Genomic DNA, 24,446 nt, shown 5'->3' with positions numbered 1-24,446 from the left:
TGCTATACCCGATATGGATTGAGAACAACTTTTGCGCACAACTATGCATGTGATAGTGTGGCCAATTTGCCCCCAAGGGACAGGGGCAGGTGCAGGCGGAAGACGGCGCCCTGGCCCGGCGCGGATGCCACGCCGATGCTGCCGCCCATCAGCACGGCGAGCTGGCGCGCGATGGCCAGGCCCATGCCTGCGCCGTCATGGGCGCGGCTCGGCGAGTCGTCCGCCTGCGAGAATTTGTCGAAGATGACGCCCTGCTGCGCCTGCGCGATGCCGATACCCGTATCGCGCACTTCGATCTGCAGGTCCGCGCCGCTGTGCATGACGTGCACGTCGACCCGCCCGGCAGCCGTGTAGCGGATGGCGTTATCGAGCAGGATATCGAGCACGCGCACGAGGCGCACGCGGTCGCAATCGATGCTCGGCGGCGTGGCGGGCGCCACGTGCGCGGCCAGCTGCAAGCCCTTGCGGGCCGCGCGCGGCCGGTGCGGCGCCAGCGCCAGTTCCAGCAGCTGGTCCAATGGCGCGGCGCTGGACTGCAGCCTTACCTGGTCTTGTTCGAGCGCGCTCAATTCCATCGCCGCCTCGACCATGGCCAGCAACTGGCGGCCGCTGTCCTGTATCGTTTGCGCGTAGGCGGCCTGTTCCGGCTGGCGCAGCTGCTCCAGCAGCAGCTCGGAAAAGCCGAGGATGCCGTTCAGGGGCGTGCGCAATTCATGCGACATGTTCGACAGGAAGCGCGACTTCGCCTCGCTGGCGGCGATAGCCCTGGCGCGGCTGTCGACCAGGCGGCCGATCAGCAGCACCAGCGCGGCCCACGACAGCACGATCAGCGCGCTCGTGATGGCCGCCATCAGCAAGGCCTGGTCGCGGCGCGAGACGTAGTCGGCCAATACCGTGTCGCGGTCCAGCCCGACCAGCATGTACAGCGGGTAGCCGGCTAGTTTTTCGAACGCGTAAAAGCGCAGGACACCGTCGACGGGACTGCGTTCGGTGAAGCCGCCCCGCGTTTTACCTTGCATCAGAGAAAATACCTTGCTGCCGCCGATATCCTGGCCGATGGTGTCGACGGCGCCGACCCGGCGCGCGCGCACCACGCCGTCGTTGCCGACCAGTTCGGTGGAGCTGTTGTCGCCCAGGTCGACTTCGTCGTACAGGCGGGTAAAGTAATACGGGTCCATCGAGACCACCACCACGCCCTTGAAGCGGCCATCGGCATGGTTGATGCGGCGCGTCATCTGGATCGACCATTTTTTCGACACGCGGCCCAGCACCGGCTTGCTGATATACAGTTCGCCGCTGTCGCGCTGCATGTGTACCCGGATGTGCTCTCGGTCGGCCAGGTTGGTGGGCTGGAAAGGGCGGCTCGACAGCACCATGTCGCCCTGTTCGTCGACGATGGTAAACAGGTTGTACAGGGGGCCGGGATTGAGGCCTTGCCGCAGATCGGTCACGATGTCGAGGCGGCTGCCCAGCGCCTGGTAGCGGCTGCGTAAATACGTGACCGCCTGATCCGCCGCCTCGATCGTGCGGATTGCGTGTTCGTCAAAGACGCGCGCCATGCTGCGCGCATCGCGCCCGGCGCCGGCGACGGCGGCGTCGTAGGCGTGCCGCAGTTGCAGCATGGTGATGCCCCACAAGCCCGCCAGCAGCACGGCCATGAAGAGCGACAGCAGGGTACGCGTATCCCAACGCTCCCAACGCTCCCAGGCCATGGCCTTCCAGTATCTGTGCTGCCGCATGCCGCCTCCGCAAGGTCTGCCAGTTGTGCCGTTGTGCGAGGATGCCCGGCGTCGCTGGCGCGTCGTTTTATCAATTATAGCGAATATAATTGATTTTAACGATTAAAATGATTTATCGAGGAAAAGTGTTGTTTTGTGCGCGGCCCGGGCGGCTAAGTAATCCTCGGGAAATTATTGTGAATTTATGACGAACAGAACCGGATGCTGTGCAAGGCGCCTGCAGTGACGCAGTGCGAGCACTGCTAGCTGCGGGCAACACAGCACAGCGCCGGTTATGGAAGTCAGAAATTACAATAATTTATTGGGGGTTACTTCGCGTATCGCCGCCTGGCGCGTCAGCCAGCGGTCGACCATTTCGCGCAGCTGGGCGGCCGTAAACGGCTTGGACAGATAATCGTCCATGCCGGCCGCCATGCAGCGCTGACGGTCGTCCTCGGTGACGCCGGCCGTGAGGGCGATGACGGGCAGGCGCGGCGCGCCGCTGGCCGCTTCGCGGGCGCGCAGGGCCCGGCACGCCTGGTAGCCGTCCATGACGGGCATCATGCAGTCCATCAGGACCAGGTCGTACTGCTGCTCGGCCAGCGCCCGCAAGCCCAGCTCGCCGTTTTCCGCCGTGTCGATGCGGTAGCCGCGCGCGCCCAGCTGCAGGCACACCAGCTGGCGGTTCAGCGCCGTGTCCTCGACCAGCAGGATGCGCGCGCCCCCTTCCGAGGCTGTGGCGGGCGGGGCGGCCGGTTCCGATGGCGGCACTAGCGCTGGTTCCGGCTCCGGCTCCGGCGCCTGGGCCGGCATGCAGGGGATGCGCACGGTGAAGCGGGAACCGGCGCCGGGCGCGCTGCTGCAGAAAATCTCGCCGCCCAGCAGTGCCACCAGGTGCTTGCAGATGGTCAGGCCCAGCCCCGTGCCGCCATAGGCGCCGCTGATGCTGTCGTCGGCCTGGCAAAACGGCTCGAAGATGCGGCTCAGCTGCTGCCCCGTCATGCCGATGCCCTGGTCGCTGACCATGGCGACGAGGCAGGCGCTGGCGCCGTCCGGCGTGGCCGGTTCCAGGTGCAGGCGCACGGTCACCGTGCCGGAGGGCGTGAACTTGATGGCATTGCTGAGCAGGTTGCCGAGGATTTGCGCGAGGCGCGTGCGGTCCGAGCAGATCAGCGGCGGCACGCTGTTGCCGATTTCGCTGACCAGGAACAGCTGTTTGCTATCGGCCTGCGGGCGGTGCAGCGCCAGCACGTCGTCGAGCAGCAGGCGCGGGTCGAAGTCGCGCAGCTCGATGCCCATCTGGCCTGCCTCGACCTTGGACAGGTCGAGGATATCGTTCAGGATGCGCATCAGGTGCTGCACGCCATCGCCGATGCGCTGCGCATGCTGCCGCTGCGACGCATCGAGCGCGGTGTCCTGCAGCAGCTCGGCCATGCCGGCGATGCCCGCCATCGGCGTGCGGATCTCGTGGCTCATGACGGCCAGGAAGCGCGACTTGGCGGCATTCGCCGCTTCCGCGCGCGTTTGCAGCGCCAGCGCCATGGCCGCGTCGCGCTCCTGGCGCCGCAGCAGGGCCAGGATCAGCGCGATGGCCCCGGCCAGCACGAGCAGGCTGACCACGGCCGCCCCGCCCATGGTGCGCAGCATGCGCCGCCAGCCCGCCAGATACACCGCGTCCGTGACGGTCACGTTGACGGCCAGCGGATAGTCGCGCACCAGCCGGATGCCGGCCAGACGGTCGACCGTGCGTCCCTGTTCGGCCGCGCGCGGCGTGTCCACCTGCAGCACGCCATCGCTCTTGCCCTGTTCCAGCAGGCGGTAGGTGCTGCCCGTCAGGTTGCGCTTGCCCATCATCTCGGGCACGGCCGGCCAGCGGGCCAGCAGCGTGTAGTCGCTGCGGTACAGGGAAAAGGCCGTGTGTTCGCCGATGCTGGTGCTCTGGAAGAATTTGCTGAAGAAGTCGCATGACAGGCCGACCAGCACCACGCCCAGGAAGCGGCCGTCCGGTCCGCTGATGCGCCGGCTGATATAGAAGGTCCAGGCGCCATTGCCCTTGTTTTGCACGGGCGCGCTGACGTGCATGCCGCCGTTCGGGTGGCGCCGGTGATACTCGAAGTAATCGCGCTCGCCGAGGCGGATGGACGGCGCGGGAAAGGCGCGGCTGAAGGCCAGCACGCTGGCGTCGCTGCCGACGATCGATACGACGTCCACTTGCGGCACGCCGCCGATCTTGTGCCGCAGCGTCTGGTGCATGGCCTGGGTACCGACGGCGGCGGCCAGCGCCTGCGCGTCCGCGGGGGCGGCGGCCTCGATCTCGTTGCTGACGCTGTCGAGCACCAACCGGGCCGCCGTCATGCTCTGCGCCGTGTTTTCCGCCAGCAGCAGCGACAGGTTCGACAGGTCCTGTTTCCAGTCATCGACGGCTTCGCGGTGCAGCAGCACGCCGGAGACGGCGATGCGCAGCGCCAGCAGGCCCACCAGCACCAGGCCCACGACGGTCGTCATGGTGCGCGGCCGGTAGCGGTGCACCAGGCGCAGGACGGCCTGGCGCGCGTTCATTCCTGCGCGCCCGTGTATTCAAGCATGCTGCGGCGAACCTCCTGCTCCACCGCGCCGAGCAGCGCCGCCGTTTCGGTCAGCCAGTCCGCTGCCGCCGCACCTTGATGGCGCACCAGCTGCTCGAGTGCCGCCAGGCGCGCCACCAGGGCGCTGGCGCCCAGCAGGGCCACGGTGCCGCGCAAGGTATGGCAGCTATGCACGATGGCTTGCGCCGCGCCGCCGCGCACGGCCTGCTCGACGCGCGCAAACATGGCCGGCGACGTGTCGAGGTAGGTCTGCGACAGGGCGCGGAACATCTCCAGGTCGTGGCCGGTGGCGTGGAACAGCACGGCAGGATCGATGTGGCGATAGGCTGGCATGGCGGCTCCGTAGCGAGGGGAAAGCGGTGGCGGGAAGGTGACGCGCTAGGCGGCCAGGCTGTTGCGCCGCGCATGGCCGGCGCAGCAGGCGCGCAGATAGCCGCGCAGTTCGTCGTAATTGACGGGCTTGGCAAAGAACACCACGCCGGGCGGCACGCCGCCCCGTTCTTCCAGCTCTTCCTGCGTCAGGCTCGACAGCATGGCGATGTGCATGTCCGCCAGCAGCGGGTCGGCCAGGATGGTACGGATCACTTCGTAGCCGTCGATGCCTTCCATGACGATGTCGGCCAGCAGGATGTCGGGCTGGTCGCGGGCGATTTCCATCAGCGCCTGGTAGCCGTTCTCGCAAAAGCGCAAGTCCGCCTGCAAGCCCCATGAACCGATCTGTTTTTCATACAGCGCGCGTTCGATGGGATTGTCCTCGATCACGAGGATGGACGGTGGACGGCCCGATGGCACGGGACGGTTGGCCCGTGCCGCGCGCTGGTCCTGGCCCGGCTGGCCGGGATTGCCCTTGTAGGCTTCGACGGCCGCGAGGGGAATGCGCCGGTGGCCGCCCTTGGTCTTCCAGGCTTCGATCACGCCGGCCTCGACCAGTTGTTGCACCGAGGTGACCGAGATGCCGAGGATTTCAGCGGCCTTTTGGGTAGTGCAAACGTCTGCAGTGTGCATGATGGGCTTTATGGTCGCGGATATAGTTGAAGGGAATGATACGCAATCGGGCTCAAAAAATCAATTTCAACGAATTATATGAATTCACTAAAAACCTCGCGTGCGGAGGGCCGGACTCGCGTGCGCGTGCGGCCGGGGGCAATATGCGTCTGCGGTTCCAGGAGATCGCGCCGTTCGCTGCACTCGGCGCTGCTGTGGCGTAGCAGGGTTTCCATGTCGTTTCTGTCCAGGCCCAGTACCCGCGCGGCGGCCAGGACCGGTCCGCGCGGCCCCGCGCCGTTGCGCAATATCAGGTCGGCGAAGCCGCTGGCCAGCTTCAGCAGCCAGGCCAGGTCCGTCATGCGCCCGGCCCGCCCGAAGCCGGGCGGCGCGGCATGGCAGCGCACGGCGTCGCACAGGATGTCCGGCATGCCCCAGCCCTGCATGAGCATGGCCGACAGCGCCAACTGGTGGCGGCCGAAGCGCTGCGACTCCGCGCACAGCAGCCGGGCCCTGGCGCCATTGCCGTACTGGCCCAGCAGTTCTCCATACTCCTGCGGATGCCAGGTGGCCAGGGCCAGCTGGCCGCAGTTGGCCAGCAAGCCGCAACTGTACAGCTCATCGGCCGGCGCCAGCTGCAGCGCGTCGCCGGCCACGCGGGCGGCGCACGCCATGGCCAGCGCGTGCGACCAGTAGCGCTGCGCGTCGAAGTGCGCGCACGTGGCCGCCGGCAGGGCCGGCGCGGCGAACGCCTGGCGCAGGGCGGGCAAGCCGATGGCGGCCAGCATCGCCGCGCTGACCGCCGCATGCGTGCGCTCGCCCGGCGGTACGCCCGCATTCGCCAGGCCGATGACCTTGCCCGTCAGGGCGGGATCGCAGCCCAGTTGTTCCGCCAGTTCATCGAGCGATACCTGCTGCTCGCACAAGTTTGCCAGCCAGTGGCAACGCCCGGCGGGCGAAGGCAGAATGGCGCCGCCGGGCAGGTGCGCCAGGTCGATATGCGCGCTCATGGCCGGCTCCCGACGCCGCTGCGGTCATCGGCTTGCGCCGCGCCCGCCGTCTGCAGGACCGTGACGGCCTGCGACAGCGCGTCGAGCGCCATCAGCAGTTCCGCATGCAGGCGGCGCAGCGCGCCGATATCGTTGGAAAAGCCCGCGTGCACGGCCTGGCGCGCCAGCGCCTGCAGCGGGAGCAGACCCATGGACTGGCTGCCGTCGAGGATTTCCTGCGCCAGCACGCGCGCCGGCGCGGTCCGTTCGCAGCGCAGCGCATGGGCGATGCCGGCCAGGCGGTCGCGCGTCTCGGCCACGAACAGGGCCAGAATCTCGCCCTGCAGGCGCCGGTCGTAGCCGAACATGGCGTCCAGGCGGGCCGCGTCGAACGGCGGCGTGTCCGGCGCCCTGGGCGCTGGCGGCGGCGGTGTGCTGTCCGCCACCTTGGCCGGCGGGACCATTTTGCGCATCTGCAACAGTGCATGCAGATCGGCCGGTGCCGCGCGGCCGGCCTGACGCCCGCGGGTACGGCGCCAGAGCAGGGCGGCCAGCAGCAACACCAGGCCGGCCAGGGCCAGCGCCGTGCGCATCAGCGACAGGTCTTCGCAGCGAAGGAAGGGGGGGATGGCGAAGAGGGTGTTCATGACTGTGCTCCAATGAATGCTATCTAGGCAAGTGATGCTGCGGGATGGCGGGCCTAAAAGACGTCCCAGTCGCCCGCATCGGCGGTGGCCGGTGCCGCGGCTCTGGCCTGGCCTGCGGGCCGCGTGGCGACCAGCTTGAGCGCCGCCTTGTGCTGTGCGGGCCGCCGCGCGGCTGGCGCTTGCGGCGCCGGGCCGGCCTGTCCTGGCGCCAGCTTGAAGGCGCCCACCACGCCAGCGAGCCTGGCCGCCTGCTCCTGCAGCGATTGCGATGCGGCCGCCGCTTCCTCGACCAGGGCCGCATTCTGCTGCGTGGCTTCATCCATCTGCGTGACGGCGCGGTTGATTTCCTCGATGCCCGTGCTTTGTTCCGCGCTGGCGGCCGAGATTTCGCTGACGATGTCGGTCACGCCGCGTGCCGTGTCGACCACTTCCGTCATGGCCGCGCCGGCCTGCCGCACCAGCTTGCCGCCTTGTTCGACCTGTTCCACGGAATCGCCGATCAGTACCTTGATTTCCTTGGCGGCGGCCGCCGAACGGTGCGCCAGGTTGCGCACTTCCGTGGCCACGACGGCAAAGCCGCGCCCCTGTTCCCCGGCGCGTGCCGCTTCCACGGCCGCATTCAGGGCCAGGATATTGGTCTGGAAGGCGATGCTGTCGATGACGCTGATGATGTCGGCGATCTTGTTGGACGAGCTGTCGATCGCTTCCATGGTGCGTATCACGTCGTCCATGACTGCTCCGCCCCGCTGCGCCTTGTCCGAGGCGCTGACGGCCATTTGCTTGGCCTGGCGGGCGTTGTCCGCGTTTTGCCGCACGGTGGCCGTCAGTTCTTCCATGGCCGAGGCGGTTTCTTCCAGCGAGCCGGCCTGCTGCTCCGTGCGCGCCGACAGGTCCAGGTTGCCGGCCGCGATCTGGCCCGATGCCATGCTGATGCTGTCCGTGCCGGAACGCACTTCGGCCACGATGCGTACCAGGCTCGCGCTCATGTCCGCCATGGCCTTCATCAGCTGGCCCACCTCGTCGTTTGACGCGGTGTTCACTTGCACGCTGAGGTCACCGCCCGCGATGGTGCGGGCCACGTCGATGGCGCCGGCCAGCGAAGCGGCGATGCGCCGCGCCAGCAGCAGACCCATGCCGGCCACCAGCGCCGTCACGGCCAGGGCCAGGCCGATGGAAATCCAGCGCGCGTTGGCGGCGGCGGCGGCGCCATCGGCCGCGCCCTTGGCGGACACGTTTTCGTTGTAGCGGTGGTGGGCGGCGAGGGCGTCGACCAGTTCCTTGATGATGGGCTGGTTTTCCATCAGCAAGTCGCGTGCCGCGTCCACTTCGCCCGCCTTCGACAGCGCCAGCACCTTGTCGCGCACCGTGTCGTAGCGCGCCAGCACGGCACGGTCGGCGGCCAGCAGCGCGCGGTCCTGCTCGTCGGTGACATCGTCTTTTTCATACTGGTCGAGCGCCTTGCCCACCGCCGCGCGCGCTTCCCTGATGCCCGCTTCGAGCTTGTCGCGCCCGGCCGCATCCTTGCTGGCCATGTGCTGCCAGACGGCCGTGCGCATCTGCGCGAACGGCACGAAAGCCTGGTTCAAGGTCAGCAGGCTGGGCACTGTGTTAACGGTGGCATAGCTGGCCGCCGTGTACACGCGGTCCATCTGGTAGATGCCAAAACCCGCCAGAGCGGCCAGTCCGAGGACGACGGAAAGAATCAATGCGTACAGCCGTTTAGCGATGGTCATGATGGGCGCCGCTCCAGTGAAGTGAAATGCAAGAAAAGTGGTTGGTTTCAGTGTTTTTTTCATTCTACGATAAAAATTCGTTTTATTCGAGAAATTTGTTGTTAATTTATTTTATTCAATGATTTTCATCAAAATCGTACTGCTGTGGCTGGCTCGACGGTCAGCCCGTGTATAAAAAGCCACACGGCACGCGGCGCCCGTTCTCGCGTGTGGCACGCTTTGCCGATTAGTGAAAAAATGGGATTTGCTTGATTGCCATCAAATACGGTGCGCAGGCGCGTGCCGCCGACTGACTCTTGTAAAGGAGCATCATGACTGCCTCTGCCCGGCCTGGACCCTTGCTTGTCATCACCGCAGTCATCTTCATCTTGCTGGGCCTGGCGCTTGCCGGCGGCGGCGCCTGGCTCGTCAGCCTCGGCGGTTCCTGGTATTACGTGGTGGCCGGCATCGGCATGCTCGTCGCGGGCGCGCTCGTGTGGAAGGGGCGGCGCAGCGCCCAGCTGTTTCTCGCGCTGCTGCTGTTCGCCACCCTGATCTGGTCCGTCATCGAAGTGAAGTTCGACTGGTGGCAATTGCTGCCGCGCCTCGATATCTGGTTCGCCGCCGCCGTCTGGCTGCTGCTGCCGTTCGTCGACCGCCGCCTCGATCCGCCCTTGACGGCCGGGGCCAAACCGCGCGACGCGGGCAAGAGCGCCCTGACGGCGGCCGTGGTGCTGACGGCCGCCGTGGGCGTGTTCTCGCTGTTCCAGGACTATTACACCTTGCATGGCGAAGTGCCGGCCGAGAACATGGCGGCCGCGCCGCAAGGCGATTTCGCGCCGGGCGTGGCGCCCAACGACTGGGCCGCGTATGGCCGCTCCGGCTATGGCGACCGCTATGCGCCGGCCGCGCAGATCACGCCGGCCAACGCGGCGCAGCTGAAACAGGCGTGGGTGTACCACACGGGCGACTTCAAGGGGCCGAACGACCCGGGCGAGATCGCCAACGAAGTCACGCCCCTGAAAGTGAACGGCATGCTGTACCTGTGCACGCCGCATAACATCGTCATCGCGCTCGATCCGGACACGGGCAAGGAACTGTGGCGCCACGATCCGAAGATCAACCGCGACGCGTCGAGCTACCAGCACATGATCTGCCGCGGCGTGGCCTACTGGGACGTCAACGCGGGCCGCGCCAAGGGCGACCCTGCGCCCGAGGCGGCCGGCATGGAGTGTCCGCGCCGCATCTTCGCGCCGACCATGGATGCGACCCTGATCGCCGTCAATGCCGATACGGGCGCAGCGTGCAAAAGCTTTGGCGAAAACGGCGTGATCGGCCTGTACCACGGCATGGGCATGAAGAAGCGGGGCTTTTTGATGCCGACCTCGCCGCCGGCCGTGGCGCAAAACGTGGTGGTGATGGCCGCCAGCGTGACCGACAATTTTTCCACGGAAGAGCCGTCGGGCGTGATTCGCGGCTACGACCCCGTCACTGGCAAGCTGATGTGGAACTGGGATGCCTCGAACCCCGACGACACGGCGCCGATTGCCGATGGCAAGACCTACACCAACAATTCACCGAATTCCTGGGGCGTCTCCAGCGTCGATGAAAAGCTGGGCATGGTGTACATCCCGATGGGCAATGAAACGCCCGACACGTGGGGCGGTAACCGCAATCCGCATGGCGAGAAATACAATAGCGCCATCGTCGCGCTGGACCTGGCGACAGGCAAGGTGCGCTGGGTCTACCAGACCGTGCACCACGATATCTGGGACATGGATATCGGCGGCCAGCCCACCCTGGTCGACATCGATACGCCGAAAGGCAAGGTGCCGTCCGTGGTCGCCACGACGAAACGGGGCGACATCTATGTGATCGACCGGCGCGACGGCAGCCTGGTCGTGCCGGCGCCGGAAAAACCCGTGCCGACCGCCAACGCGGCCCCTGGCGACAAGCTGTCGCCCACGCAGCCGTTCTCGGCGCTCACGTTCCTGCCCGAGAAGCACATCAGCGAAACGGACATGTGGGGCACGACACCGTTCGACCAGCTGGCGTGCCGCATCATCTTCCGCCAGCACCGCTACGAAGGGCCGTTCACGCCGCAGACGGTGGCCGAAGGCAAGATCAAGGGTGCCATCATTTCGCCCGGCCCGTTGGGCATCTTCGAGTGGGGCGGGGCGGCCGTCGATCCCGTGCGCCAGTTGCTGCTGGTCAATCCCGATTACATGGGCTTTTTGGAGCGCCTGGTGCCGCGCGCACAAGCCAATGCGCCGGGCGGCACGGGCACGGAAATGGGCTTGCAGCCGCAGACGGGCGTGCCGTTTGCCGTGGAAATCAAGCCCTTCCTGTCGCCGCTGGGCTTCCCGTGCCAGGCGCCGCCGTGGGGCTATATCGCCGCCGTCGACCTGCGCACCATGAAAAAAGTGTGGATGCACAAAAACGGCACCACGCGCGACAGCGCCCCCGTGCCCATCGCCTTGCCGCTGGGCGTGCCCAGCCTGGGCGGCATCAGCACGACGGGCGGCGGCGTGGCTTTCCTCAGCAGCACGCTCGACTATTACATCCGCGGCTACGACGTGCGCAACGGCAAAACCGTATGGAAAGCCCGCTTGCCGGCCGGCGGCCAGGCCACGCCGATGAGTTATGTCTCCGACAAGACGGGCAAGCAGTACGTGGTGGTGATGGCCGGCGGCCACGGTTCGCTGGGCACGAAGATGGGCGACAGCCTGGTGGCGTTTGCCTTGCCGGATGAGGCGGTGAAGGAGGCGGGGAAAGCGAAGTAAGAGGATAAGTAAGTGAAGCGCATCGGCGGCATGGTCTGGCCATGCCGCCGATGCGCCGCCATTGAGGTGCCCGACGCGACGCTATGGCAAGCGGCGATTCAAGACGATGAGTTCGGCATTCTCCGCTGTATCGTCGGCCATCGAGTAGAACACGACCGCATAAGCATGCTCCGTGGTCTTGTTGATGCTGGAAATGATCAATTTGTCACGGGGTATGGGCAAAAGCGCGTTTGTCAGCAAGTTCCGGTAGCCTTGCTCGCCTTTGCTATAGAATATTTCCAATAACTCATCATTTTTCGTGGTCAGCCAGCCGTTTCCAAACTCGGTATTGAAACGCGTGACAAAAGTGTCGTCAGCGATGTCGACTGGTTGCCATGTATTGAACAGTGGATCGGCAAAGTCCACCAATGCAATGATTTCGCTTGCCCCAGCCGCATCTATTTTTTCGAGAATGATTTTATCGTTGTCTTGCGCCAGCAGATAAGAATCCTTGTCGAACGATGAGCTCAGTATCTGTAAAACATCGATATCGTTCGCGTCCATTTCCCGCGAGCGCAGGACGTTGCCTTTTTCATCGATCTCCCGGTGCAGGAGAATGCTGCCGTCATTGGCCAGCAAATGAATCGTCTTGTCGCAAATGGCGATGCGGTTATTTGCGGGCAGGGGGATTTTGGCATTGTGTTTCTTCTTCAGTTTTCCATTGATAAACTCGATGGCAAGGATTTTGTCCGGCTTGTTATCTTCAAAAGGCACATCGTGAAATATCGAATACGAGTCCGTCGTTCCAATGAAGTTTCCTGTAAATGGACGGTTACCCTTTGGTAATTCCACACCGTCACGATGAAAGACGGGAATGCTGATTTCCAGTTCTTTATCAGGATGATAGGGGATGACGGAGACATAATTTTCCTGATCCGGACTCAGGAACAGTGTCGGCAAAATGCCGTCATCCTCGGCGTAGTTTTCAATACTGCCATCCATCGCGACAGTCGTATATATCAGCTTGTAGGTGCCATTTTTTTTGTAGACGTAATTAGCCAGCAGCGTCTTGTCAGCAAAGGAGATGCTGTCTTTGGCCGATATTGCTGTTTCAGCAAGTAACGTTGTCATTGTGCCCCAGTCGCCTTGCGCGACAGACGATGTATAGGGTGCTACCTTGTCGAGGTTTTTCATGCGTCAGATGGTTTCCATATCTTATTGTGCCGCCAATCCCAGCTTCAAGCCCACCAGCTTGCCCGGCGCCGCCTCCGTTTTTTCCGGCGCGCCCGCGCTGACCCTGGCCGCCGGCGTGCCGTCCTGCTGCAGGGCGGCCACAATCGCCGCGCTGCGCTGGGCACCCAGTTTAATCAAGGCATCGGCAGGCAGGGGCTGCTTGGCTTCCAGCTGTTCGCGCAAGCCGGTATAGAAAGCGCCCGTGTCGGCCACTTGCGGCTCGCCCTCGATCAGCTTGCCCAGGCGTTGCAGGACGGGAATCTTGGCCGCCGCCGGCGCGGAGGCGCTGGCGGAGGCCGCCGCTGGGGCAGGCGCAGTTGATTCCGCCGCCTTTTTCTGCTTGTCCAGCTCGGCCTTGCCGAAGCGCTCGCCATACAGGTCGCGCAGGGCGCCACGGATCTTGCGTTCGCCCAGGTTCAACGGCCCCGGTTCTTCGCCCGCTTCGAGCTTGATGCCGGCCTTGGCGGCGACGGCGCGGCGCACGGCCTGGGCGCGCAGGGCGGCTCCGTCCGTGTCACTGTACTGGCCCGGCACGGCCAGCTTCAGCTGTTCGCGCTTGGCGAGGATCTGCGCCAACTGCTTGAGTTTTTCCCGCTCGGGCGGCAGCAGCACGGCGCTGCCCGCATCGAAGTCGATCGATTCCAGCTTGTCGGCGCTGATGCCCAGCAAGTTGCCCAGCGCGCGGAACGGCGCCGTGACGATCTTGGTCAGCACATTGCCCACGGCTTTCCAGATCAGCGCGCCATAGCTGAATTGCGGGTCGTTCATGTCGCCCGACACGGGCAGGCCCAGGTCGATGCGCCCGTCGCTATCCTTGAGGATGGCCAGCGCCAATTCCAGCGGCAGCTTCAGGGCGTCCGGACTGTCGATGCGTTCGCCCAGGGTCAGCTTGTCGAGCACGATCTGGTTGGTGCCGTCGAGCTGGCGGTTGCGCACCTTGTATTGCAAGTCCAGCGAAATCTTGCCTTCCGCCACTTTATAGCCGGCGAATTTCATCGTGTACGGCGAGGCGGATACCATGTCGACGTTCTTGAAGACCACGTTCAAGTCCGTGTTGTCGGTCGGGGCGAAGGGATTTAATTGTCCGCGCACGCGCGCCAGGCCGAATTCGTCGATGCGGCCGTCCAGCTCGATCTGGCTGCGCGCATCGCGCTTCGTCGACAGGCCCGTGACGACGCCGTTCAATTCATAGATTTTCGCCGCAAACTGTGGCCGCAGGCTCAGGTCGGCAAAGTCCAGCTTGGCATTCTGCAGGCGCACGCGGCGTACGCGTACGGGGAAGGCGGCGTCGGCGGGCGCGCTGGCGGTAGCAGGAGCGGGTGCCGTGGCCGGCTCGGGCGCCTTCACCAGCAGGCGCTGGGCATTGAGGCTGCGGTCGTTTTCGATGATCAGCTGCGCATTCGGTTCGACCACGCGCAGCTCGGGTATGTCGACAAAATCGGGACCCACGCTGGCAGTCAGCTTGTCGGCACGCACGCTTTTCCATGACGCAAAACGCTTGCCATCCGTTTCATTGAGCACGAGGCCGGCGATATCCACGCCGCCCTCATAGCGTACTTTCGGCGCTTTCGGCGCGCCGCCGCCCGTCGTCAGGCGGCCGCTGCCGGAGAGGGTGCCGCCCGCCAGCTTCAGCTTTACATGCTGCGCCAGCAGCGGTTGCACGGGTGCCAGGGTCAGCTGTTTCAAATTCAGTTGCGCATCGACGGCGCCCGTGCCCGGCACGAACTTGCCGTTGGCCGTGAGCAAGCCGCCTTCGCGCAGGCCCACGCCCAGCTCGAACGGCAGCGCCTGCTTCATGTCGTTGCTGACCTTGTGCAGCGACAGGCTGGCATCCTGCAGCGTGCCCTTGATGCCCGTGCCCGCATCATCGAAACGGGCGCCGAACTTGCTCAGTTCCACCTTGTCTACCGTCGTGGACCACGGCGCGGAAGGGGTTTCCTTGCCTGCGTCGGCCTTGCCGGAGGCAAACACGGGCAGTTTTTGCGCAATCGCAAACTCTCCCTGGCGGTTGCGCGCCAGGTCGATCTGCGCACCGCTGGCCGTCACGGCGCCCAGGTGCACGCTATGCGCCGCCAGGTCGATCTTGCCTTCCGTAAAGCCCAGCTGGGCCAGCTTGAACGGCGTTTGCGCGCCCCGTTGCATGGCCAGGTCGGCCAGGCTGAAATTGGCGCCGTCGATCACGGTGGCCATGCCCGCTGGCCCTTGTTGCAAGCCCAGCTTCAGTTGCAGTTGCAACTGTCTGGCGCTCAATTGCAGGGCTGGCGAGACGGTTTCATCGATGGCGGAGACGTCCACATTGGCCAGGGCCAGCTGTTTTAAATCCACCTTCCACTTGCCAGGTTTGGCTGGCGCGGCGGCCGGTGCTGCAGGTGCGGGATTGCCCGGCAGCATCAGGTTTGCCACGTCGATCTCGCCCTTGCTGTCGCGCCGCACGGCCACCTTGCCGCCGTACAGATTGACCTTGTCGATCGTGACGCTCTGCCGCGCCAGATCCACGTTCACGCCGGCGATGCCCAGGGTGTCCAGCGATGTAAATGGCGCGCCCTTGCCGTCTTGCACCAGTGCCAGGTCGCGCAAGGCCAGGCCCGCGCCCTTGACGGTCGCTTCCAGCTTGCCGTCGGCATAGGAAAAAGCGTAGGGCAGGCGCGCCGACAGCTTGCCGCTGCTCACCGTCGCCCGCGTGTACGCCTTCAAATACGCGGCCAGGCCGGGCAGGGAAGCGTCGTTCAGTATCAACTCGCCTTCTCCACGAATCGGGCTCAGCGAGGCCGTGCCGCGCCAGTGCAGCTTGCCGCCGCGCGCCGCGTCGGCGCTGAGGCTGTAGCTGCCGTTGGCGTCGGGCAAGGTGGAGATATTGTCGAGTGTAAAGTTGATCGGCGTGAAGTTGTCCGCATAACCGGCCTTCTGGTCTTGCCAGTCCACTTTGCCTTGCTCCAGCGCAAAGTGGCCGATGACGAGGCGCGGCATGCCGCCGTCGCTCTTGTCCGGATGGTTGCGTTGCCAGGTGGCCAGCACTTCGGCCAGGTTGAACTTGCCGTCCGGCGTGATGGTCAACTGCGCCTGCGGCGCCGTGATGCGGATTTCCGCCAGGCTCCAGGCGCGGCGCACGATGGATTTCCATTCCAGCTGCACGGCCAGCGCGCCGATGGACAGCAGCGGCGCGCCGCTCTGGCCATCCGCGCCGGCCGCTTCCTTGAAGGCGATCTGGTCCGCTTCCAGGCGCAAGGTGAACGGGTTGAAGCGTACGGAGCTTATGCTGGCCTGGCGCGCCAGTTCTTTTTCTGCAAATTTGGGCAACTGATTCTTGATGACGTAGGGCACCAGCCAGAAGCCGGCCGCGCTGTAGGCGGCGAGGACGCAGCCGGTGCCGACGGCCCAGCGCTGCCAGCGTTTCCAGCGAAATGTTTTCGTCTGCACGCTTTTGTTGTCGATTGTGTTCACGAACTTACCTTTTGATCTTGTTGGGGCGGCACATCCTGCGCGCCGTGACTGTCAGTATGCCTCTTTGCGGCCTCGTCTGCAAAATCCAAACGTGTTCAAGTGATAACAGGCGCCACGGTGGCCTTGTTTCTTCTGTAAAACTCACACAAACCCACTCTTACTTGATAATGATTCTCATTATCGGTATCATGCGCGCTAACCGTAAGTTTCCATCCGTACATATTTTCTCATTGAAAGCCCGATGTCATGTCTGTCGTCTCTCCCCGCACCCGCTTACTTCCAGTCGCCGCGGCCCTGTCGCTGGCCTTCGCTTCCCATGCGGCCCATGCCGCCAGCGGCCAGGACGATCTGACGGCTGGCGATGAGAAAGTCATGCAAGCCGTGCAAGTGACGGGCACCCGCGCGCAAGGCCTGGTGCCCGTCACGACGGAGGCGGGCAGCTTTCGCGGCGCCAACATCATGGACGTGCCGTCGACCGTCAACGTGATCACGCGCGAATTGCTGGAGCAGCAAGCCGTGTCCGGCCTGTACGACGCCGTGCGCAATACGGCGGGCGTGACGCGCCAGCAAAATGGCGGCGAAACGTGGGATCAGCTGGTGATACGCGGCATCGCCGTGGAAAACCGCACGAATTACCGCCTCAATGGCTCCATGCCCATCATGAACTTCTCGCAAGTGCCCATGGAAAACAAGGAGCGCGTGGAAGTGCTGAAGGGCGCCTCGGCCCTGTACTACGGTTTTACGTCGCCGGCCGGCGTCGTCAACTTCGTCACCAAGCGGGCTGGCAGCCAGCCCGTCACCAGCATGGGCCTGAGCCTCGATGACCGGGGCAGTGCCGTGGCGAATGTCGACGTGGGCCGCCGTTTTGGCGCGCAGCAGGAATTCGGCGTGCGCATCAATGCGGCCGGCGGCACCCTGGGTTCCTACCTCGATCATGTCGGCAATGGCAACCGCAGCTTTCTCTCCACGGCGCTGGACTGGCGGGTGACTAATAAACTGCTGTTGAAGGCCGACCTGGAATACGACCGCCGCAAGGTGACGGAGCAGGCGGGCGTGGCCTTGCCCACCGCCGTGAAGGGCGTGATCAGCTTGCCGCGCGCCGTCGACCCGCGCCAGCTGATCGGCCCGGACTGGTCGAACTTCGAGGCGCAGACGAAAAACGCGCAATTGCGCGCCGACTACGCCATCACGGATGGCTGGGCCTTGACGGTGGAAGCGGGCCACTCGGAAACGGCGCGCGACCGCCGCCTGGCGATCTTCCGCCTGAATAACGCGGCGGCGCTGGCCACGGGCGCGGGCCGCATCACGGGCAATATCCAGCACAGCGTGACGGCGTCGGACTTGCTGCGCGCGGAACTGGCCGGCAACTTCAATACGGGTTTGATTGCCCATGAACTGACCCTGGGCGCCTCGCGCACGGACAAGTCGCAAGATCCTATCTACCAGAGCAACTACACGATCGCTTCGCAAAACCTGTACAAGCCCGTGCCCGTGACGAATGTCGTGTTCGGTCCCAAGCCGACGGCGCCGACGACGGCCGCGCTCGAGACGCGCGACACGGGCTTGTACGCGCTCGACCGCATGGTCTTCAGCCCGCAGTGGCAAAGCGTCATCGGCGTGCGCCGCAGCAGTTATCAGAGCGACCAGGGCGCCAGCCACTACGACGTCAGCAAGACGACGCCGATGGCCTCGCTAATTTACAAGGCCACGCCCGAACTGTCGTTTTACGCGTCCACGGCGCGGGGCCTGGAAGAGGGTGAAACGGGCCCGACAGGCACCGTGAACCAGGGCGTCAAGATGGCGCCTGGCGTGAGCAAACAGAAGGAACTCGGTGCGCGCTGGCTGACGCCGGGCGGCACCTTGCTGTCCGCCGCGCTGTTCGACATCACGCGCCCCGGCTATTACACGAATAGCAGCAACGTCTTCACGTCGGATGGCGAACAGCGCTACCGCGGCCTGGAACTCTCGACCCAGGGCAAGCTGACGCGCCAGCTGTCGTGGCAGACGTCGGCCCAGCTGCTCGCCCCGCGCTTTGCGCACATCAACGCCGACTACAATGGCAAGGCGCCGGAAAACGCGTCGAAACGCACGGCCAGCGCCTTCTTGGCTTATGCCTTCGACGCCGTGCCGGGCTTGTCTGTCAACGGCGGCGCGTATTACTACAGCGCCCGTCCCGTCAACGACCTGAACCAGGCCTTCCTCGGCGGCGTGAGCCTGTTCAGCGCGGGCGCCCGCTATGCGAGCCGCGTGATGGACAAGGCCGTCGTGTGGCAGCTGAACGTGGAAAACACGGCCGACAAGCGCTACTGGGCCGGCGCGGGCACGCGGCTGGCGTCGGGCGCACCGCGCGCTATCAAGCTGTCGATGAAGGTGGATTTGTAAGAACGCCTATCAAAACCTACTGCGCGTCGTGATCTGCGGCCTGCGATGCTCACTGTGCTCAAGCACAGTTCCGCTTCTCAGCCACAGCTCCCTTCCGCTCGCTACGGTTTTGTTAGGCGTTGTAAGCAAGGTTTGACTTGCGCCCTGTGCGCAGGGGCCTTGCCCTGATACAATGTTGCCATGTTCATCAGCAAAGGCAAGGCCGGCATCGTCCTGTGGATCGCGTGTATCGCCATCTTCCTGGCCACGCTCGCCCCTACGGTGTCGCGCGCGCTGACGGTCGCCAGCGGCCTGGCCGTGCCCAGCCTGGAAATCTGCTCGGTGGCGGGCGGCATGCAAGCCATGCCCGCCCGCTACGATGCGCAGGAACCCTCCGCGCCTGAAAAATCGGGCATGCGCATGGGCGATTGCCCGTGCTGCAGCATGCATGCGGACACCTTGTCGATTCCGCCCACCACCCTCGTGCTCGCTTCCGGCGAGCTCCTCACGGGCTTGTTGCCCGAGCTGTTCTACCAGTCCGCCACGCCCCTGTTCGCCTGGACACCTGTCCAGCCCCGCGGGCCTCCCACCGCTTTCTGATCTGTCCCTTTCCCTGAACTGCCTTGCGCCGCGCGGCCATGTGCTGTGTTGCGCTTGCGCCTGTTCATCTTACCTATACAGCATCTGAAAGCAGCACCATGAAACATTTACCGTTCTTGATTTCCCTCGCCATCGCCATGCCCGCCGTGGCGCAAACCCACAATGAAGCAGGCACCACCGTTTTGCCGGAAATGAAAGTCATCGTCACGGCCATAGGCGACGGCTACCGTCCTGCCGCCGACTCGGCGCTCATGCTATCCAGCACGCCCGGCTACAGCGTGGCGGCCGGCGGCGGCGTGTCCGGCTTGCCAGTGGTTAATGGCTTTGCCGATGACCGCCTCAAGATTCGCATCGACGGCATGGAACTGACGTCCGCCTGCGCCAATCATATGAATGCGCCGTTGTCGTACATTGATCCGCAACAAGTGCAGCGCATCCGCCTGATCGCGGGTGTGACCCCCGTCAGCGCGGGCGGCGACAGCATCGGCGGCACCATCGAGGTGCAATCGAACGCGCCCGTCTTCGCCCGGCCGGGCGCGGGCCTGCTCACGCAAGGCAGCTTTGCCGTGTCGGGGCGCAGCGTCAACAACAGCGTGGCGACCAGCGTGCACGCCACGGCCGCCAGCGACGTGCTCAGCATCGGCTACAGCGGCGCCTATACGCGCGGCCACAGCTATGAAGATGGCCACGGCAATACCGTGCTGGCCAGCATGTTTGAAAGCATCAACCAGGCCATCGTGCTGGCGGCGAAGGGCGATGGTCAGCAGCTGACCTTGCGCGCCGGCGTGCAGCACATCCCGTACCAGGGTTTTCCCAACCAGTACATGGACATGACGGACAACCATGGCCAGTTCGCCAATCTCGCTTACCAGGGTACATTTGCCTGGGGCGTGCTGGACGCGCGCGCCTACTGGCAGCAGACGGACCACGAGATGGGCTTTTTCACGCCCGAGCGCAAGGGCACGATGCCGATGATTACGCATGGCCGCAACACCGGTTATGCGCTGATGGCCAGCCTGCCGATGGCGGCGGGCGAGTTGCGCCTGGGCCAGGAGTGGCACGGCTTCCGCCTCGACGACTACTGGCCGGCCGTGCCCGGTTCCATGATGATGGGACCGCGCACCTACCTGAACATCAATGACGGCAAGCGCGACCGCACCGTGCTGTTCGGCGAACTGGAAACGCGCCACGATGCGCGCTGGACGAGCGTGCTGGGCGTGCGCGGCGAATCCGTGCGCATGGAGTCGGGCGACGTGCAATCGTACGGCACCAATATGATGAACATGCCCGACGTGATGGCCGCCAAGGCCTTCAATGCGCGCAGCCGCAGCCAGCGCGACACGAATATCGATGCCTCCGCGCAAGCGACATTCACGCCCGATGCGGCCAGCAGCTATGCATTCGCGCTGGCGCGCAAGGTGCGCTCGCCCAACCTGTACGAGCGCTACTCGTGGGGCCGCGGCTCGATGGCCATGACCATGACCAACTGGTTTGGCGACGGCAACGGCTATGTGGGCGATATCGACCTGAAACCGGAGACGGCGTACACGGCGGCGTTCACGGCCGACTGGCATGGCGGCGGCGAGGAGGGCTGGTTCCTGCGCGTCAATCCCTATTACAGCAAGGTCGACAATTACATCGACGTCGACGTGCTGGCGCCTTTCCACCCGTACATGAAAATGGGCGCGAACGGTAACTTGCTGCGCTTTGCCAACCACGACGCCAAATTGTACGGCGCGAATCTGGCCTGGCAGCTGCCGCTGGCCAGCAGCGCCCGCTGGGGCCGCTTCATGGCGACGGGCAATGCGGCTTACACGCGGGGCAAGCGCAGCGATGGCGGCGACCTGTACCGCATGATGCCGTTCAACGCCTTGCTGGCCGTCGAGCACAAGCTGGGCGCCTGGAGCAACCGCATCGAAACGAAGATCGTGGCCCGCAAGGACAGGGTCGATGCCCGCCGCTTCGAACCGGAAACGGGCGGCTATGCGCTCGTCAACCTGCGCAGCAGCGTGGCATTGAACAAGATGGCCAGCCTGAGCGCCGGCGTGAGCAACCTGTTCAACCGCGCGTATGCGGACCCGCTCGGCGGCGTGTATCTGTCTGGACTGAAAGCGAACGGCGGGGCGCTGCAAGCCTTGCTGGCCGAGGGACGGTCGATTGACCTGGGGCTGCAGCTGAAGTTCTAAGCCTGCTATCAACGTGCGTCTTCCTGCCGCCGATGCGGGGGGAAGGCGCACGCTGGCAACGCCGCATCGGCGAGCGCCATGTGGTCGTGACAATGTGCGCATGTTTCTCGACGGTAATTTGTTATGCTCTCTGGCGCCTGCTTCAGGCGTTTGGCGCACATGGGTGCGATAGCGGAGGCTGAAGGCTTTATCTGCTCAAATGAAGCTGACTGAATAAAAGGTGTCCATGATCGCATTTAAAGATTTTCGTTCGACCACTGCGGGCAGTCCGCTTTCCGATGGCATGGACCGGTCGCTGGTATTGGCCAATGAATGGCTGTTAAAAACCGGCGTTCGTCCGGTCAACATCGAAACCATCACGGAAACGCGAGGCTGGACGGCGTTAGCCAAGGTTGAGCGAGGGATACGGGTTTGGTATGAAGTGGCGCCTCCTCCCTTGAAGTCCTGAGCTGTTCAGGCAGACCATTCCCCGCTCACCGGCCGCAGAGCCATCAACTTCCGCCTCCGCTCTTTTTTCGCCGTGAGCCCGTCAGCACGCGCAGCGCGGTGGCGATCGGCACCTTGTTCTTGGCCAGGTAGGCGGCGGCCGTGGCGGTATCGAGCATTTCCTGGAAAATAATGCCGACCTCGACCTTTTGAGCCGTCAAATCGTCCTGCCTTGCGCAGTCGAGGATATCCATATTCGTAGCAGTAACTTTGTCATTCTTGGAGCGCATTTTTGCCTCGGTAGAAAAGAGAAAAAATGTCTCCTTTATTTGCCTTTAAGATAACTTATTTTTGTGACTTTGTGGAAATTTTTCTTTAATCGATAGTGCCTTCAAGAATTAAATTTAGCTATGGGCCAAGGTTAGTGCCTGGGGATGAATGCGGGATAGATGACATTCCCTCATGCATTGCCTGATCAACCATCGTTTGCCAGCGGCGCCCGGATGCGCTCTAATCATGGCTTGTTCCTACACGAGGTTGCCATGCTGCCCACTCCCGCCATCGCCGCGCTGCGCGAAAAATTTCCCCTGATTACAGAACTGATGGCCTTGCAGCCCTTGAGCTGGTTCAATCCCCGCATCGCCCCGGCGGCCGAGGGTTTGAAGGACGTGGGCTTGACGGCGGACGATGTGGCCGATGCCAGCGCGCGCCTGGCGCGCTTCGCGCCGTACCTGGCCAAGGCGTTTCCGGAAACGCAGGCCAGCGGCGGCGTCATCGAGTCGCCCGTCGTGCCGCTGCCCGCCATGCAGGCGGCCTTAGACATGACGAGCGGTCAGCTGTGGCTCAAGCAGGACAGTCATTTGCCCATTTCCGGCTCGATCAAGGCGCGTGGCGGCATCTATGAAGTGTTGAAACATGCGGAAATGCTGGCGCTGGACGCGGGCTTGCTGAAGGAGGGCGATGACTACAGCCTGCTGGCCAGCGACGCCGTGCGCGCCTTCTTTGGCCAGTATGCGATCGCCGTCGGCTCCACGGGCAACCTGGGTTTGTCGATCGGCATCATGAGCGCGCGTCTGGGCTTTCGCGCCACCGTGCACATGTCAGCCGATGCGCGGCAATGGAAGAAGGATAAATTGCGCAGCCACGGCGTCACCGTCGTCGAGTACGCGACCGACTACAGCGTGGCCGTGGAAGCGGGGCGCCAGCAGGCGGAGAACGACCCCACCTGCCACTTCGTCGATGATGAAAATTCGCACGATCTGTTCCTCGGCTATGCGGTGGCGGGCCAGCGCCTGCAAGCCCAGTTCCAAGCGGCCGGCGTCGCGGTCGATGCGCATCACCCCCTGTTCGTCTACCTGCCGTGCGGCGTGGGCGGCGGTCCCGGCGGCGTGGCCTTCGGCTTGAAGCTGGCCTTTGGCGATTTTGTTCACTGCGTCTTCGTCGAGCCGACCCACTCGCCGTGCATGCTGCTGGGCGTGCACACGGGCTTGCACGAGGGAATCAGTGTGCAGGAAATCGGCATCGACAACCTGACGGCCGCCGATGGACTGGCCGTGGGACGCCCGTCCGGCTTCGTCGGGCGCGCCATGCAGCGGCTGATCGACGGCTACGCCACCGTCACCGATGAAGAACTGTATCGCTTGCTGGCGACGCTGGAACAAACGCAAGGCTTGCGCCTGGAACCGTCCGCCGTGGCCGGTTTCGCGGGCATCCCTGCCGTGCTGGCCGCGCCGCAATACCAGGCGCAGCTGGAAACGGCCACCCACCTTGTGTGGGGTACGGGCGGCAGCATGGTGCCCGAGCAGGAAATGGCTGCCTACGTGGCGCGCGGCCGCGCCTTGCTGGCGGCCGGATCCGCGTGATGCCGCCCGGCATGCCGCGCATGTCCACGCTGACGGCCAGCCAGTTCGCCAACCTGCACACCTTTCTCGTGGCGGCGCGCCATGCCAGCTTCGCGCTGGCCGCGCAGGAACTGGCGCTCACGCCCAGCGCCGTCAGCCACCGCATCGCGCGGCTGGAAAGCAGCCTGGGCTTGCGGCTGTTCCAGCGCCTGACGCGGCAGGTCAAACTGACGGCCGACGGCGAGCGCATCTTTGCCGCCCTGCAAATCGGCTGGGATGGCTTGCAGGCGGCGCTGGCCGGCGGCGATGCGCTGGCGGGCAGCATCACCGTGCATGCGCGCCCGTCCATCGCCCAGTGCTGGCTGGTGCCGCGCCTGGCAGGCTTCGCTGCACAGTATCCGGACGTGTCGATCGACTTGCGCGTGGGCAATGAAAGCGTGGACTTTCGCGCCGGCCAGGTCGACCTGGCCTTGCACTATGGCGACGGCCACTTTCCCGGCCTGGCCGCGCGCAAGCTGATGGAGGAATGGCTGGCGCCCGTGTGCAGCCCGCACTATGCGCGCGAACACGGCTTGTTTGACGCGCCGCATCAGCTGTCCAGCGCGACGCTGCTGCACGACACCCTGGCCTGGCCCGCCTGCGCGCCCGACGCCGAGTGGCGGTTGTGGCTGGACGGGCAGGCGCCGGAGGTGACCTTGCCGGCGCGCAGCCTGCGTTTCGACCGCGCCGACCTGTGCGCGCAGGCGGCCATCCACCATGCGGGCGTGGCCATGGGCCGGCGCCAGCTGGTGCAGCCGTGGCTGGCCAGCGGTCAGCTGGTCTTGCCGTTCGGCCCTTTCAACTTGCCCAGCCCGCAGGCGTATTACCTCGTGCATGCCGCTCGGCCGCTGCCGGCGAGGGTGCAGGCCTTGTTCGATTGGCTGCTGGGGCAGGCAATTTGATACACTGCGCCCCTCATTGA

17 protein-coding genes are annotated in these 24,446 nt (G+C 64.7%); 7 read left to right on the top strand and 10 right to left on the bottom strand.

From position 1 onward, the window contains the following. Window positions 1-41 precede the first annotated feature (41 nt). The 7 genes from AC1RBA_RS05305 to AC1RBA_RS05275 form a co-directional block, all read right to left on the bottom strand. Window positions 42-1,739 carry a sensor histidine kinase gene (locus AC1RBA_RS05305; RefSeq protein ID WP_492417032.1) on the bottom strand — a complete coding sequence of 566 codons (1,698 nt, stop codon included), beginning with the start codon at window positions 1,737-1,739 and terminating at the stop codon, window positions 42-44. Window positions 1,740-2,027: 288 nt separating this feature from the next. Further along, on the bottom strand, window positions 2,028-4,277 hold the full coding sequence (locus AC1RBA_RS05300) for a hybrid sensor histidine kinase/response regulator (RefSeq protein WP_492417031.1): 2,250 nt from the start codon (window positions 4,275-4,277) through the stop codon (window positions 2,028-2,030). Beyond that, the gene (locus AC1RBA_RS05295) at window positions 4,274-4,636 is read right to left on the bottom strand and encodes an Hpt domain-containing protein (protein ID WP_070223602.1); all 363 of its coding nucleotides are present in this window, start codon (window positions 4,634-4,636) and stop codon (window positions 4,274-4,276) included. The genes AC1RBA_RS05300 and AC1RBA_RS05295 overlap by 4 nt, the downstream gene beginning before the upstream one ends. A 45-nt stretch (window positions 4,637-4,681) precedes the next feature. Then, complete coding sequence (locus AC1RBA_RS05290; RefSeq protein WP_070288176.1) at window positions 4,682-5,308, bottom strand: response regulator; 627 nt, start codon at window positions 5,306-5,308, stop codon at window positions 4,682-4,684. A 74-nt stretch (window positions 5,309-5,382) separates the two neighbouring features. Further along, complete coding sequence (locus AC1RBA_RS05285; protein ID WP_492417029.1) at window positions 5,383-6,297, bottom strand: HDOD domain-containing protein; 915 nt, start codon at window positions 6,295-6,297, stop codon at window positions 5,383-5,385. Beyond that, on the bottom strand, window positions 6,294-6,923 hold the full coding sequence (locus tag AC1RBA_RS05280; protein WP_492417028.1) for a hypothetical protein: 630 nt from the start codon (window positions 6,921-6,923) through the stop codon (window positions 6,294-6,296). The genes AC1RBA_RS05285 and AC1RBA_RS05280 overlap by 4 nt, the downstream gene beginning before the upstream one ends. A 53-nt stretch (window positions 6,924-6,976) precedes the next feature. Then, a complete protein-coding gene (locus tag AC1RBA_RS05275) occupies window positions 6,977-8,656 on the bottom strand; it encodes a methyl-accepting chemotaxis protein (RefSeq protein WP_492417027.1) in 1,680 nt (559 codons plus the stop codon). 311 nt (window positions 8,657-8,967) lie between these two features. Here AC1RBA_RS05275 and AC1RBA_RS05270 point away from each other — a divergent pair, with 311 nt between their 5' ends. After that, window positions 8,968-11,418 (top strand): membrane-bound PQQ-dependent dehydrogenase, glucose/quinate/shikimate family, encoded by a 2,451-nt coding sequence (locus tag AC1RBA_RS05270; protein WP_492417025.1) that lies wholly within the window; start codon window positions 8,968-8,970, stop codon window positions 11,416-11,418. An 81-nt stretch (window positions 11,419-11,499) separates the two neighbouring features. Here the strand turns inward: AC1RBA_RS05270 and AC1RBA_RS05265 are convergent, their stop codons facing one another. Next, window positions 11,500-12,591, bottom strand: coding sequence for a hypothetical protein (locus AC1RBA_RS05265; RefSeq protein WP_492417024.1), 1,092 nt, complete (start codon window positions 12,589-12,591; stop codon window positions 11,500-11,502). Window positions 12,592-12,612: 21 nt separating this feature from the next. Next, on the bottom strand, window positions 12,613-16,071 hold the full coding sequence (locus tag AC1RBA_RS05260) for a DUF748 domain-containing protein (RefSeq protein WP_492417023.1): 3,459 nt from the start codon (window positions 16,069-16,071) through the stop codon (window positions 12,613-12,615). A 246-nt stretch (window positions 16,072-16,317) separates the two neighbouring features. Between AC1RBA_RS05260 and AC1RBA_RS05255 the strand changes: the two genes are divergently transcribed. From AC1RBA_RS05255 to AC1RBA_RS05240, 4 genes are all read left to right on the top strand, one after another. Next, window positions 16,318-18,453, top strand: a complete 2,136-nt coding sequence (locus AC1RBA_RS05255) for a TonB-dependent siderophore receptor (RefSeq protein WP_492417021.1) — start codon at window positions 16,318-16,320, stop codon at window positions 18,451-18,453. 180 nt (window positions 18,454-18,633) lie between these two features. Next, the gene (locus AC1RBA_RS05250) at window positions 18,634-19,032 is read left to right on the top strand and encodes a DUF2946 domain-containing protein (protein WP_492417019.1); all 399 of its coding nucleotides are present in this window, start codon (window positions 18,634-18,636) and stop codon (window positions 19,030-19,032) included. Window positions 19,033-19,130: 98 nt separating this feature from the next. Further along, window positions 19,131-21,218, top strand: coding sequence for a TonB-dependent receptor (locus AC1RBA_RS05245; protein ID WP_492417018.1), 2,088 nt, complete (start codon window positions 19,131-19,133; stop codon window positions 21,216-21,218). 226 nt (window positions 21,219-21,444) lie between these two features. Next, a complete protein-coding gene (locus AC1RBA_RS05240; protein ID WP_139142896.1) occupies window positions 21,445-21,666 on the top strand; it encodes a hypothetical protein in 222 nt (73 codons plus the stop codon). Between the two features lie 43 nt (window positions 21,667-21,709). Here the strand turns inward: AC1RBA_RS05240 and AC1RBA_RS05235 are convergent, their stop codons facing one another. Beyond that, window positions 21,710-21,898 carry a hypothetical protein gene (locus tag AC1RBA_RS05235; RefSeq protein ID WP_139142897.1) on the bottom strand — a complete coding sequence of 63 codons (189 nt, stop codon included), beginning with the start codon at window positions 21,896-21,898 and terminating at the stop codon, window positions 21,710-21,712. Between the two features lie 288 nt (window positions 21,899-22,186). Between AC1RBA_RS05235 and dsdA the strand changes: the two genes are divergently transcribed. Both dsdA and dsdC read left to right on the top strand, forming a co-directional pair. Then, complete coding sequence (gene dsdA / locus AC1RBA_RS05230; RefSeq protein WP_492417016.1) at window positions 22,187-23,506, top strand: D-serine ammonia-lyase; 1,320 nt, start codon at window positions 22,187-22,189, stop codon at window positions 23,504-23,506. Between the two features lie 20 nt (window positions 23,507-23,526). Beyond that, on the top strand, window positions 23,527-24,426 hold the full coding sequence (gene dsdC / locus AC1RBA_RS05225; RefSeq protein ID WP_492417014.1) for a DNA-binding transcriptional regulator DsdC: 900 nt from the start codon (window positions 23,527-23,529) through the stop codon (window positions 24,424-24,426). The last annotated feature ends 20 nt before the right edge of the window (window positions 24,427-24,446 follow it).

Source organism: Janthinobacterium sp. GW823-FHT03B06, assembly GCF_058796955.1.
The sequence above is the reverse complement of the archived record's forward strand: the minus strand, read 5'-3'. Positions and strand labels throughout refer to the sequence as shown.

Excerpts from the sequence above, each read along its gene's own strand:
- AC1RBA_RS05305 (WP_492417032.1), bottom strand. The coding sequence starts at position 1,739 with ATGCGGCAGCACAGATACTGGAAGGCCATGGCCTGGGAGCGTTGGGAG.
- AC1RBA_RS05300 (WP_492417031.1), bottom strand. The coding sequence starts at position 4,277 with ATGAACGCGCGCCAGGCCGTCCTGCGCCTGGTGCACCGCTACCGGCCG.
- AC1RBA_RS05295 (WP_070223602.1), bottom strand. The coding sequence starts at position 4,636 with ATGCCAGCCTATCGCCACATCGATCCTGCCGTGCTGTTCCACGCCACC.
- AC1RBA_RS05290 (WP_070288176.1), bottom strand. The coding sequence starts at position 5,308 with ATGCACACTGCAGACGTTTGCACTACCCAAAAGGCCGCTGAAATCCTC.
- AC1RBA_RS05285 (WP_492417029.1), bottom strand. The coding sequence starts at position 6,297 with ATGAGCGCGCATATCGACCTGGCGCACCTGCCCGGCGGCGCCATTCTG.
- AC1RBA_RS05280 (WP_492417028.1), bottom strand. The coding sequence starts at position 6,923 with ATGAACACCCTCTTCGCCATCCCCCCCTTCCTTCGCTGCGAAGACCTG.
- AC1RBA_RS05275 (WP_492417027.1), bottom strand. The coding sequence starts at position 8,656 with ATGACCATCGCTAAACGGCTGTACGCATTGATTCTTTCCGTCGTCCTC.
- AC1RBA_RS05270 (WP_492417025.1), top strand. The coding sequence starts at position 8,968 with ATGACTGCCTCTGCCCGGCCTGGACCCTTGCTTGTCATCACCGCAGTC.
- AC1RBA_RS05265 (WP_492417024.1), bottom strand. The coding sequence starts at position 12,591 with ATGAAAAACCTCGACAAGGTAGCACCCTATACATCGTCTGTCGCGCAA.
- AC1RBA_RS05255 (WP_492417021.1), top strand. The coding sequence starts at position 16,318 with ATGTCTGTCGTCTCTCCCCGCACCCGCTTACTTCCAGTCGCCGCGGCC.
- AC1RBA_RS05250 (WP_492417019.1), top strand. The coding sequence starts at position 18,634 with ATGTTCATCAGCAAAGGCAAGGCCGGCATCGTCCTGTGGATCGCGTGT.
- AC1RBA_RS05245 (WP_492417018.1), top strand. The coding sequence starts at position 19,131 with ATGAAACATTTACCGTTCTTGATTTCCCTCGCCATCGCCATGCCCGCC.
- AC1RBA_RS05240 (WP_139142896.1), top strand. The coding sequence starts at position 21,445 with ATGATCGCATTTAAAGATTTTCGTTCGACCACTGCGGGCAGTCCGCTT.
- AC1RBA_RS05235 (WP_139142897.1), bottom strand. The coding sequence starts at position 21,898 with ATGGATATCCTCGACTGCGCAAGGCAGGACGATTTGACGGCTCAAAAG.
- dsdA (WP_492417016.1), top strand. The coding sequence starts at position 22,187 with ATGCTGCCCACTCCCGCCATCGCCGCGCTGCGCGAAAAATTTCCCCTG.
- dsdC (WP_492417014.1), top strand. The coding sequence starts at position 23,527 with ATGTCCACGCTGACGGCCAGCCAGTTCGCCAACCTGCACACCTTTCTC.